This is a genomic window from Pseudoclavibacter sp. CFCC 11306 (genome assembly GCF_008831235.1).
Classification (GTDB): Bacteria; Actinomycetota; Actinomycetes; order Actinomycetales; family Microbacteriaceae; genus Pseudoclavibacter_A.
Genome location: NZ_WBKF01000001.1, coordinates 151,706 through 163,559, shown reverse-complemented (window position 1 = coordinate 163,559; position 11,854 = coordinate 151,706). Strand labels below are relative to the sequence as shown.

Sequence of the window (11,854 nt, the reverse complement as noted above, 5' to 3'; positions counted from 1 at the left end):
CGTCTTAACGAGCGGCACCTGCCGATGCTTGGAATACCGCGGCAGCGAGCCGTCGCGTGGTGCGTGCGGTCGCAGATGTGGAGGAGAGTGGGAGCTTTCAGCCACCCAGAGATGCGAAAAGCCCGCCCCTTGCGGGACGGGCTTTGTGATTGACCGGAGCTGCGGTCAGAAGGTCATGTGGTCGATCACTGGAATCGACGGTTCCAGCGATCCTCCATGCGCTGCCCCATCGAGTCGCCCTTCGCAGACTTCGTCTGGTCAGAGCCGTTGGGGCCATCGTGACGGTCGGAGCCGGCTGATGCGGTTCCGGCCGCAACCGGGGTCGGACGCATCGCCCAGATGATGCTGGCGACGATGAGTACGAAGCCGACCACACCCACGACGATGAGCTTGGCCGACACCGCCCACAGCAGCAGCGCGAGACCGATGACGACGCCGATCACGCCGAGCACGACGGCCATGCGGTTCAGCGAGCGCGGCACCTGATCGGTCGAGACTTCGTCAGACTCGGCCTGGTAGAGGTTGCGCTCCATTTCTTCGAGCAGCTTCTGCTCGTGGTCTGAAAGCGGCATGAGCACCTCCGTTCTCTCGCTCGGGGACTGCATCGCAGTCTTCATCTGCGCTCATTCTAAGGGCAAGCGAAGCATTAGGCTAGACAGGTGACCGCCCATTCCACTCTGCTGCAGCTGGTGCAGGATCGCATCGACGCGTTTCTCAGTCGAGAATCCGCACACCTGCGTCGAATCTCCTCACTCGCCACTCCGCTCACCGACGAGCTCTCCGGCCTGCTGCACGGCGGCAAACGATTTCGTTCCCAGTTCTGCTATTGGGGCTGGCGAGCGGCAGAGACCGACGCCGACGAGGAGCTGTCTCGCATACAGCTGGAGTCCGTGCTGCAGCTGAGCGCCGCCATCGAGCTCTTTCATGCGGCCGCGCTCGTGCATGACGACGTGATCGACAACTCCGACACCCGACGTGGTCGCCCGGCTGCGCATGTGAGCTTCGCCGAGCTGCACCGCTCTGGCCAGTGGCGCGGGGATGCCGCCCAGTTCGGCTCGTCTGCCGCCGTCGTCCTCGGTGACCTCCTTCTCGGTTGGTCGCAGCGCGGTTTCGCCGATGCCGTCGATCTGCTGCCCGAGGACGGCATCCGCCAGCGTCTGCGCGAGCTCATCGCAGATATGACGACTGAGGTGATGGTCGGGCAGTACCTCGACATCCTCGGCGAACACGCCTGGCCTGCTCTGCCTGACGACGAGGCACTCGAACGCTCAGAAACCGTCATGCTCTACAAATCGGCGAAGTACTCGATCGAGCAGCCGCTGCTGATCGGCGCAGCGGTGGCCGGTGCCGACGACGAGCAGGCCAGCGCGCTCTCGGCTTTCGGCGTGCATGCCGGCTTGGCCTTCCAGCTGCGCGACGACGTGCTCGGCGTCTTCGGCGATCCCGCGCAGACCGGCAAGCCGGCTGGCGACGATCTTCGCGAGGGCAAACGCACCGTGCTCGTGGCTCTCACCCGATCGATGGTGCCCGCGACCGTGCGTCACGTCGTCGACGACCTGCTCGGCGACCCGACGCTCACGAGCGAGCAGATTCAGATGCTGCAGGAGACGATCGTCGAATCCGGCGCACTCGCTGCGACAGAACGCCTCATCGACGATCACTCGTCGCAGGCGGATGCCGCGCTGCAGTCCGCTCCGATCGTTCCGCCCGCCCGCCGGGCACTGGGCGATCTCGCCCGACAGGCTGCTCAGCGCACCCGCTGATCCGGTCGAAAGAGCCTGCCGTCTAGGATGGTGCCGTGACCGACGACTACACGCCTCCAGCAGATCCCCTCATCGGGATGCTGCTCGACGGCCGTTATCGGGTGAACGAGCGCATCGCTCGCGGCGGCATGGCGACCGTCTACCGGGCACGGGACGAACGCCTCGATCGCGTGGTCGCCGTCAAGGTGCTGCACCTGCATCTGGCCGAAGACGAGTCGTTCCGCGACCGCTTCACCCGTGAGGCGCTGGCCGCGGCGAGACTGTCGCACCCCAACGTCGTCAACGTGTTCGACCAGGGCCAGCAGGCCGGAGTCTGCTACCTCGTGCTCGAGTACGTTCCCGGGCAGACGCTGCGCCACCTGCTGCATCAGCAGGGTCGGCTCACTCCGCAGGTCGCACTCGAAGTGCTCTCACAGGTGCTCGAAGGGCTCGCCGCCGCTCACCAGGCCGGGCTCATGCATCGCGATCTCAAGCCCGAGAACATCCTGCTCAGCCCGGACGGCCGGGTGAAGATCGCAGACTTCGGGCTGGCTCGAGCGGTGGAGAGCTCGACCTCGGCCACCTCCGCGCTCATCGGCACCGTGGCATATCTCTCGCCCGAACTGCTGCGCCGCGGCACGGCCGACGAACGCTCGGACATCTACGCGCTCGGCATCATGCTCTTCGAGATGCTCACGGGCGAGCAGCCCTTCACGGGGTCGGCCCCAGCTCAGGTCGCCTTTCAGCATGCCAACGACGAAGTGCCGCTGCCCAGTTCGATCGTGCACACCCTGCCTGCCGAGCTCGACGACTTAGTGGTCTGGGCGACGCGCGCCGACCCGCAGGATCGGCCCGCCAACGCCACCGATCTCTTCGAAGAGACCCGACGTGTGCAGTCCGAGCTCGCTCTTCCGGTCGGCTCCTACCGTGCGCTGCGCGCGCTGCTCGCACACGCAGCGGCCGGTGACCGCTCGCTGAACGCCACTGAGGTGCTGCGCCCGACCATGGTCGCGCCTGCCGTGTCGGCCGCTCCCCCGTCTCCGGCATCCGCCATCGCCAAGCTGCCCACAGTCACACCGCCGCTGCCTGTTGCCGGCGCTGACGATCGCGGCGACGGTGGCGACGGGCACGGCGCCGACACGCCGGATGACGATGCGACCGCTGCGCACGAACCGGTCGCCCCTGAGGCATCGACTGCCGCAGCTGCCCCAGTGGTCGCTGATGCCGGCGAAGATCCAGAGTCTGAGCGCGATGCGGTGGACGCCGTGCTCACACGGGTGCAGACGCGACGTCGGCGAGGGTGGTCGATCACCGCAGTCGTCGTTGTGGTGACCGTGCTGCTGGCCGCGGCGGGGTGGTTTCTCGGGGATGGCCCCGGCGCACGCCTGACCGTGCCGAACGTGGCAGGCGCGACCCTCGAAGACGCCCAACGCGTGCTTGCCGATGCCGGCATCGACTCGACGCAGGCACAGGCCAACAGTCTGGACGTGCCAGCAGGCCAGGTGATCGGGACCGACCCTTCGGCGGGCACGCGCGTGCCGAAAGACGCATCGGTCTCAGTCGTCGTCTCGCTGGGCCCGCGCATGATCGCGCTGCCCGACGTGGTCGGTTCGAAGGCCGATCTCGCCGACGACGCCCTTGCACAGGCAGGCTTCGTGGTGTCGGACGACCGCGCGGAGCAGTTCGACGACAAGGTGGATTCGGGGTCGGTGATCGGAGTCACGGGCAGCGACGGCAGCATGGTCAAGGCATCGACCGAGCTGGCCGAGCGAACGCAGCTCGGGCTGGTCGTCTCGCTCGGTGCGGTGCCGGCTGTCTCCGGGCAGTCACTGGCAGACGCGACGACGCACCTGCAGGACGTGGGGCTCAAGGTCAGTTCGTCCGAGGCCTTCCACGATACGGTTCCCGCAGGCTCCGTCATCTCGGCGGCGCCGGACAAGAAGCCCGTGCACAAGGGCGACACGATTCGTCTGGTGGTCTCGAAGGGCCCCGAGATGGTCACAGTGCCCGATGTGAGCGGACAGACCCTCAACGACGCACGTGCGACGCTGCGCGCAGCCGGGCTCGACGGCACGTCGAACTTTCCCGAGCAGGCGATCCCGTTGAGCACGAAGAGCTATTGGGACGTCGTCACTGTGTCAGGCACCGACCCTGCCGCCGGCACGTCGGTGAAGAAGGGCACGACCGTGAAGATGAACGGGTCGCTCTTCGACGCGTTCTGATCGACGGCCGAGGGTCGAGGTCCCCGCCAGCGCAAAAGCAGCACCGCGAACCACGAGGCGCACTGACGCGGGTGCTGACGAGTGCGACTCGCAGTGAGCCACACCCGTCAGCGTCGGTCAGGCGGAGTGAGACTTCTTGAGTTCCTCGGCCACCAGGAACGCGAGCTCCAGAGACTGCCGGTGGTTCAGACGCGGGTCGCAGAGCGACTCGTAGCGAGTGGCCAGCCCGGCCTCGTCGATCTGTTCGACGCCGCCCAGGCACTCGGTGACGTCGTCACCGGTGAGCTCCACGTGGATGCCTCCTGGAACGGTTCCGACTGCCGCATGCGCCTCGAAGAAGCCGCGCACCTCGTCGACCACGTCATCGAACCGACGAGTCTTGTAGCCGGTCTCAGTGGTGATGCCGTTGCCGTGCATGGGGTCGGTGATCCACAGCGGCTGAGCGCCGCTCGCCTTGACTGCCTCGAGCAGCGGCGGCAGCGCCTCGCGAATGCGGCCGGCGCCCATACGAGTGATGAAGGTCAGACGACCGGGGATGCGATCCGGGTCGAGTCGGTCGATCAGACGAAGCGCGTCGTCGGGGTCGGTCGTCGGGCCGAGCTTGACGCCGATGGGATTGTGGATCTTCGAGAAGTACTCGATGTGTGCGTCGTCGAGCCCGCGGGTGCGCTCACCGATCCACTGGAAGTGCGCCGAGGTGTCGTAAACCAGCCCGGTGCGCGAGTCGATGCGTGTGAGCGGGCGCTCGTAGTCGAAGAGCAGCCCCTCGTGGCCCACGTAGAAGTCGACGCGTTTGAGATCGTCGAAGTCGGCGCCGCAGGCGGCCATGAACTTGATGGCCCGGTCGATCTCTTGAGCCATCTCGTCGTAGCGGGAGTTGGCCGGGTTGCGTGCGAAGCCCTGGTTCCAGCGATGCACTTCGCGCAGATCGGCGAACCCGCCCTGGGTGAAGGCCCGAATCAGGTTCAGCGTCGAAGCCGAGGTGTGGTACGCCTGCACCAGTCTCTGCGGATCTGCCTCACGTGACTCCGGAGTGAAGTCGTAGCCGTTGACGATCTCACCGCGGAACGCGGGCAGTGTGACGTCGCCGCGCGTCTCGGTGTCTTTCGAGCGCGGCTTCGCGAACTGACCGGCCATGCGCCCCATCTTCACGACGGGCACCGACGCACCGTAGGTCAGAATGACCGCCATCTGCAGGATCGTCTTGACGCGATCCTTGATCTTGTCAGCGGTGGCACCCTCGAAGGTCTCGGCGCAGTCGCCGCCCTGCAGCACGAATGCCTCGCCTCGGGCTGCCGCCCCCAGACGGTCACGCAGGGCATCAGCCTCACCAGCGAAGACCAACGGAGGCAGCGCGCTCAGCGTCGCCCGAGCATCCGCGAGCGCAGCCGAATCAGGCCACGACGGCTGCTGCTTCGCAGGCAGCTGCTCTGCGGCGTCGAGCTCGGCCAGCAGCGACTGTGCGACCGTGTCGCTGACGACCGGCTGCTGGTCGGTGATATTGGCATTCACGTGGCGTTCCCCAATCATTTGGTGCTGTCGGCTCGATGCAAGGTGCGTCGGGTCGGCGGTTCCGCGTCGCCGCGGGATCACTGCTGAGCTGCGGCGAGACGGTGGCGCACGCTCGACGCGTACACGTCGCGGTACTCCTGCTCGCTGATCATCTGCAGCTCGTGCATTATCTCATCTGTGATCGATCTCAACACGAATCGATCGCCTTCCATTCCCGCGAAGCGGGTGAAGTCGAGCGCTGGCCCGGCGATGACGGCCAGCGGCACACGCTTCGGCCATTTGGCGCCGATCGGCATCATCTTGTCGGTGTTGCGCACTGCGACGGGCACGACGGGGCAGCCTGCGGCGAGAATCGTGCGGGCGGCACCCGTGCGGCCACGGTAGAGATAGCCGTCCGGACTTCTCGTTCCCTCGGGATAGAGCGCCAGCACATGACCTTCAGAGAGCACGCGCAGACCGGTGTTGAGCGAGGCCTCGCTCGCTTTGCCGCCGCTGCGGTCGATGGGCAGCTGACCGGTGCCCTTCATCATGACCCGGGTGAACCACCCTTTGATGCCCTTGCCGGTGAAGTACTCGCTCTTCGCCAAGAAGCGCACCGGGCGCTTCGCGAAGAGCGGCATGATGATTGAGTCGATGAACGACAGGTGATTGCCGACGAGCACGACAGGGCCCCGGTCTGGGATGTTCTCAAGACCGCGCACCTCAGTGCGGAAGAACAGTCGCAGCCAGGGGCCGATGAACACCCATTTGAGCAGCCAGTAGAGCACGGTGAAACCTCCAGTGGGCCAGTCTACCGGGATAGTCTGGGGGTCTGGGCGCAACACGGCGCATGGCACGGTGCCCGTCAGTGAACCGTGCGCAGCAGTCCGAAAGGGGAACATGGATATCCGGACCCTCCGCACGCGCTCGACCGCGCTGGTGCGCAACCGCACCAGAATCGCCAGGCTGCTTGACGGATTCTTCTTCGTCTTCGCCGCCGTGGCCACGTTCTGGCTCGCATTCACGCTCTTCACCGACTCGCTCGACACCGGCTGGTGGGGTGCGCTGGTCGCCATCGTGTTCTGGGTGCTGATCGCCTACCTCGCGCTGCCCCGACTGCATCGCATCCTCACTTCGATCTACGTGCCCGACTACTTCATCGGCCGCACCCGCACCAGCGACGGTCTGTTGGGCGACCCCGTGAACCTGGCGCTGATGGGCGACGAGCAGCGTCTGCATCAGATCATGGACGCGGCCGGCTGGACGCGCGCCGACGACCTCGGGCTGCGCTCGAGCATCCGCATCGTGACCTCGACGCTGTCTCGACGCAGCTATCGCGAGGCGCCCGTGAGCCCGCTGTTCCTCTTCGGCAGGCAGCAGGACTTCGCCTATCAGCAGGAGGTCGAGGGCAACCCCGCCAAGCGGCATCACGTACGATTCTGGCGCTGCCCGCCCGACTGGCTGCTGCCCGGGGGCCACCGCGTCGACTGGCTCGCGGCCGGCACCTTCGACCGTGCGGTCGGGCTCTCGCTGTTCACCCTGCAGGTCACGCACAAGATCGACGAGAACACCGACATCGAGCGCGACCACATCGTGGCGAGCGTGCTCGGCGCCGACGACGACGTGACCGTTCACGTGCTGCGAGACTTCTCGACCGGCTATCACTCCCGCAACGGCGGCGGAGACTCCATTCGCACCGACGGCGATCTGCCGATCATCGATCTGCGTGACGACGGCGTCGAACCGTTCGCCGGGCAGGGTGTCGTCGAGGCGTCTGACGCTGCGGCCTGGCTGCCCGGTGCACGTCAGGACCGTGCAGCGGATGCCGTGCCTGCGCACTCGGCACGGGCTGCGGCAAGAGCTGCGGCTCGACTGAAGCGACCGGCGTTCGAGCTGCTCGATGACGACTCAGGCGAACAGTCGACCCTCGAAGAGGTTCGGCGTCACGGTCGGCCCGTGACGATCACGTTCGGTGCGGCCGTGCTGATGCTGCGCGCACTGGGGTCTCTGGTGCTGATGGTCAGCGGCGCGCTGCTGCCCGACGCCGACGTGCATGAGCTCGTCGCCGACGTCGGCGTCGATGCGGCGACGCTGCCCCAGGCCTTTGACGTGCGCTGGGTGCTGGTGCTGCTGGGGCTGGCCATCGCGGCCGTGACCGCGCTGCTCGCCATCCTGGTGCTGCGCGGCTCTGACTTCGCCCGCATGGTCGTGCTGGTGTTCGCCACACTGTCGACGCTGCTCGCTTTCGCGAGCCATGCTGCGGGGCTGCCCCTGCTGTCCGACTTCTCGACGCTGATGACGGTGACTCTGAACATCTTGATTCTGATCGCGCTGAGCGGACGACCCGCTCGCGCCTACGCGACGACGCGTCGAGAGCGGCGCAGAGCACGCATCGCATCCGCAGCTGCCTGAGAATGCGATGCGGCTGATGGTGCTGCGGCAGAGGCCCGGTCAGAACCAGGGCTGAGCGCGCACCTCGCGCATGGCAGCACGCCGGGTCTCGCCCTGCAGCCGGTGCAGATAGACCGTGCCGCCGAGGTGATCGATCTCGTGCTGCAGCGCCTGGGCCATCAGCCCGTCACCCTCCAGCGTCACGGCATTGCCGTCGAGGTCGATGCCCTCGGCACGCACCCAGCTGTACCGCGGTGTGTCGAACCACAGGCCGGGCACCGACAGGCAGCCCTCCTGAATCTCGACGATCGGCTCGCGAAGCTCGACGATGCGAGGGTTCAGCAGGTAGCCGACCTCGCCGTCGACGTTGTAGCTGAACGCCGCAAGGCTCACGCCGATCTGCGGCGCGGCCACGCCGGCCCGCCCGGGCAGTTTGACCGTGTCGATGAGATCCTGCACCAGCTGGCGCACGTGCTCATCGATGTGGTCGATCTGTTCGGTGGGCTGGCGCAGCACCGGATCGCCGTAGAGGCGAATGTCGCGAACCGCCACGTCACTCCCCTGCCACGTTCGTCACCGTGCTCGGAGCGATCACCAGCAGCAGGTCGCCGGGCTCGACCTGGCGCGACCCGTCGAAGACGACGCGCTCGACGACGCCGTCGGCGCCGGCGGCGATGTTCGCCTCCATCTTCATGGCCTCGATGCTGGCCACCGGCTCGCCCACCGAGACGGTGTCGCCCGGCTTGACCTTGAGAGTGACAACCCCCGCGAAGGGAGCGGCCACCTGGTTCGGGTTGCTGACGTCGGCGCGCTCGGCCTCTTCGGTCTGCACCTTGATCGACTCGTCGCGCACGGTGACCGGTCGCAGCTGACCGTTCAGCACGCCCATGACGGTGCGCTCGCCCTTGTCGTTGGCCGGGCCGATCGCCGAAAGCGCGGTGTAGAGTCGCAGCCCCTTGTCGAGCTGCGCCGCGTGCTCTTTGTTCGCTTCGAAGCCGTACAGATAGTCTTCGGTGTCAAGCGTCGACAGATCGCCGTAGTCCTGACGGAACTTCTCGAAGTCGTCGGCCGGCCCCGGGAACAGCAGGTGGTTCAGCTGACGACGACGCGACGCGGAGTCGCCCTCGAGCGCACGCTCCTGATCTTCGGTGAGCTCGGTCTCGGTGAGGTGCACTTCGCGCCCGGCGAGCACCTTCGAGCGGAAGGGCTCAGGCCACCCGCCCGGCAGATCGCCGAGTTCGCCGGCCATGAACTTCACGACCGAGTCGGGCACGTCGTACTTCTCGGGATGCGCCTCGAAGTCGTCGGGATCGGCACCGACGGCCGCGAGGTGCAGAGCGAGGTCGCCGACCACCTTCGACGACGGGGTCACCTTCGGCGGGCGACCGAGGATGCGATTGGCCGCCGCGTAGTTGTCTTCGATGACCTCGAACTTGGTGCCCAGGCCGAGGGCGATGGCCTGCTGCCGCAGGTTCGTCAGCTGCCCGCCGGGAATCTGGTGGCGGTAGATGCGGCCGGTGGGCGCATCGAGCCCCGACTCGAACGGTCGGTACAGGTGCCGCACGGCCTCCCAGTACGGCTCGAGATCGCTGATCGCATTGAGGTCGAAGCCGGTGTCGCGCTCGGTGTGGCTGAGCGCGGCGACCAGGGCCGAGAACGACGGCTGGCTGGTCGTTCCTGCGAGCGGTGCTGCGGCGACGTCCACCGCATCCACACCGGCCTCGCTGGCGGCCAGCAGCGTCGCCAGCTGACCGCCGGGCGTGTCATGCGTGTGCAGGTGAACAGGCAGATCGAACTCGCGCCGCAGCGCGGTGACGAGCTGACGTGCGGCCTCGGGGCGCAGCAGACCGGCCATGTCTTTGATGCCGATCACGTGGGCGCCCGACTGCACGATCTGCTCGGCAAGACGCAGGTAGTAGTCGATCGTGTAGAGGTCTTCGCGCGGGTCGAGCAGGTCGGCGGTGTAGCACAGCGCGCCTTCGGCCACCGCGGTGCCGGTCGCCAACACCGACTCGATCGCCGGGCGCATCTGGTTGATGTCGTTGAGCGCGTCGAAGATGCGGAACACGTCGACGCCGCCCTTCACCGCCTCTTCGATGAACGCGTCGGTGACCTTGGTCGGGTACGGGGTGTAGCCGACGGTGTTGCGACCGCGCAGCAGCATCTGCAGCGGGATGTTGGGCAGCGCGACGCGCAGCTTGTCGAGACGCTCCCACGGGTCTTCGCCCAAGAAGCGCAGCGCGACGTCGTAGGTGGCACCGCCCCAGGCCTCGACCGACCACAGACCCGGCGCAGCGGCTGCGACGTACGGCGCGGCTTCGAGCAGGTCTTTGGTGCGCACGCGCGTCGCCAGCAGCGACTGGTGGGCGTCGCGGAACGTGGTGTCGGTGACGCGCAGCTGGGTGTCGTTGCGCAGCGCCTCGGCGAAGGCGCGCGGCCCCACCTGGTCGAGCAGCTGCTTCGCGCCGTCGGGCACGACATTGGTGTCGATGGTCTGCGGCAGCTTCTGCGTCGGGTCGACCAGCCCTGCGGGGCGCTCTCCCCAGGGCTTGTTCACCGTCACGTTGGCGAGCCACGTGATCAGCTTGGTGCCGCGGTCTTTCGACTTGCGCATGTCGAACAGCTCGGGCCGCTCGTCGATGAAGTGCGTGCTGAGATCGCCGGCGATGAAGTCGGGCTCTGCGAGCACGTTCAGCAGGAACGGGATGTTCGTAGAGACCCCGCGGATGCGGAACTCGGCGAGAGCACGACGGGCACGGCGCACGGCCGACGGAAAGTCACGGGCTCGGCAGGTGAGCTTGGCGAGCATCGAGTCGAAGTAGGGGCTGACCTGCGCACCGGCCGCGGTGGTGCCGCCGTCGATGCGCACGCCCGCACCGCCCGGCGAACGGTACGTGCTGATGCGGCCGGTGTCGGGCCGAAAGTTCTCGGCCGGGTTCTCGGTCGTGATGCGGGTCTGCAGCGCCGCCCCGTGGATGCTGATGCGGTCTTGCGAGAGACCGAGCTCTGGCAGCGTGGCGCCGGCCGCGATGAGCATCTGGGTCTGCACGAGGTCGACGTCGGTGACCTCTTCGGTCACGGTGTGCTCGACCTGGATGCGCGGGTTCATCTCGATGAAGACCGGCGTGCCAGCGCGGTCGCCGACGGTCTCGACCAGGAACTCGCAGGTGCCGGCGTTGACGTAGCCGATCTCTTTGGCGAATCGGATGGCCGCCGTGGTCAGCTGCTCGCGCAGCTCTGCGGTGATGTTCGGCGCCGGAGCGATCTCGACGACCTTCTGGTTGCGGCGCTGCACCGAGCAGTCGCGCTCGAAGAGGTGCACCGTGTAGCCGCTGTGGTCGGCGAGCACCTGCACCTCAATGTGACGCGGACGCAGCACGGCCTGCTCGAGGAACATGCGCGAGTCGCCGAACGCATTACCGGCCTCGCTCATGGCCTGTTCGAGTGCGGGCTTCAGCTCTTCGGCGGTGTCGACCTTGCGGATGCCGCGACCGCCGCCACCGGCCAGGGCCTTGGCATACAGCGGAAAGCCGATCTCGTCTGCCAGCGCGACCAGCTCATCCGGGTCGCTGCTGGCGTGCGTCGATGCGAGCACCGGCACACCCGCACGAATCGCCGCCTCTTTGGCGTTGACCTTGTCGCCGGCCAGCTCCAGCGCATCCGCACCGGGCCCGATGAAGGTGATGCCGTTCTCGGCGGCAGCGCGGGCCAGCCCGGGGTTCTCAGAGAGAAAGCCGTAGCCCGGGTAGATCGCGTCGGCACCCGATTCGAGGGCGACGCGAATGATCTCGTCGATGTCGAGGTAGGCCTTCACCGGGCGCCCCGCCTCACCGATCTGGTAGGCCTCATCGGCCTTCAGCCGGTGAATGGAGTGTCGGTCTTCGTAGGGGAAGACCGCGACCGTCTTCGCACCGAGCTCGAATGCGGCCCGGAACGCACGAACGGCGATCTCTCCACGATTGGCCACCAGGATCTTCTTGAACAATTGGTCTCCCCACATCGCGAGTC

The 11,854-nt window shown here is 67.0% G+C and carries 8 protein-coding genes; 3 read left to right on the top strand and 5 right to left on the bottom strand.

All coding sequences use genetic code 11. The annotated features are described in order from the left end of the window. Positions 1–185 precede the first annotated feature (185 nt). Positions 186–617 carry a DUF3040 domain-containing protein gene (locus F8O09_RS00700; RefSeq protein ID WP_158031624.1) on the bottom strand — a complete coding sequence of 144 codons (432 nt, stop codon included), beginning with the start codon at positions 615–617 and terminating at the stop codon, positions 186–188. Between the two features lie 42 nt (positions 618–659). Between F8O09_RS00700 and F8O09_RS00695 the strand changes: the two genes are divergently transcribed. Both F8O09_RS00695 and F8O09_RS00690 read left to right on the top strand, forming a co-directional pair. Then, a complete protein-coding gene (locus tag F8O09_RS00695) occupies positions 660–1,763 on the top strand; it encodes a polyprenyl synthetase family protein (RefSeq protein WP_158053612.1) in 1,104 nt (367 codons plus the stop codon). 35 nt (positions 1,764–1,798) lie between these two features. Then, positions 1,799–3,964 (top strand): protein kinase domain-containing protein, encoded by a 2,166-nt coding sequence (locus tag F8O09_RS00690; RefSeq protein ID WP_158053611.1) that lies wholly within the window; start codon positions 1,799–1,801, stop codon positions 3,962–3,964. A gap of 117 nt (positions 3,965–4,081) precedes the next feature. Here F8O09_RS00690 and F8O09_RS00685 read toward each other — a convergent pair whose 3' ends face one another. Together F8O09_RS00685 and F8O09_RS00680 are read right to left on the bottom strand one after the other, a co-directional pair. Then, a complete protein-coding gene (locus F8O09_RS00685) occupies positions 4,082–5,419 on the bottom strand; it encodes a class II 3-deoxy-7-phosphoheptulonate synthase (protein ID WP_225732910.1) in 1,338 nt (445 codons plus the stop codon). Between the two features lie 134 nt (positions 5,420–5,553). Further along, a complete protein-coding gene (locus F8O09_RS00680) occupies positions 5,554–6,243 on the bottom strand; it encodes a lysophospholipid acyltransferase family protein (RefSeq protein WP_158053610.1) in 690 nt (229 codons plus the stop codon). Positions 6,244–6,355: 112 nt separating this feature from the next. Here F8O09_RS00680 and F8O09_RS00675 point away from each other — a divergent pair, with 112 nt between their 5' ends. Continuing rightward, positions 6,356–7,867, top strand: a complete 1,512-nt coding sequence (locus F8O09_RS00675) for an LssY C-terminal domain-containing protein (RefSeq protein ID WP_158053609.1) — start codon at positions 6,356–6,358, stop codon at positions 7,865–7,867. Positions 7,868–7,906: 39 nt separating this feature from the next. Here the strand turns inward: F8O09_RS00675 and def are convergent, their stop codons facing one another. Next, the gene (def, locus tag F8O09_RS00670; protein WP_158053608.1) at positions 7,907–8,398 is read right to left on the bottom strand and encodes a peptide deformylase; all 492 of its coding nucleotides are present in this window, start codon (positions 8,396–8,398) and stop codon (positions 7,907–7,909) included. A 1-nt stretch (position 8,399) separates the two neighbouring features. Next, the gene (locus F8O09_RS00665; protein ID WP_158053607.1) at positions 8,400–11,831 is read right to left on the bottom strand and encodes a pyruvate carboxylase; all 3,432 of its coding nucleotides are present in this window, start codon (positions 11,829–11,831) and stop codon (positions 8,400–8,402) included. Positions 11,832–11,854: the final 23 nt, after the last annotated feature.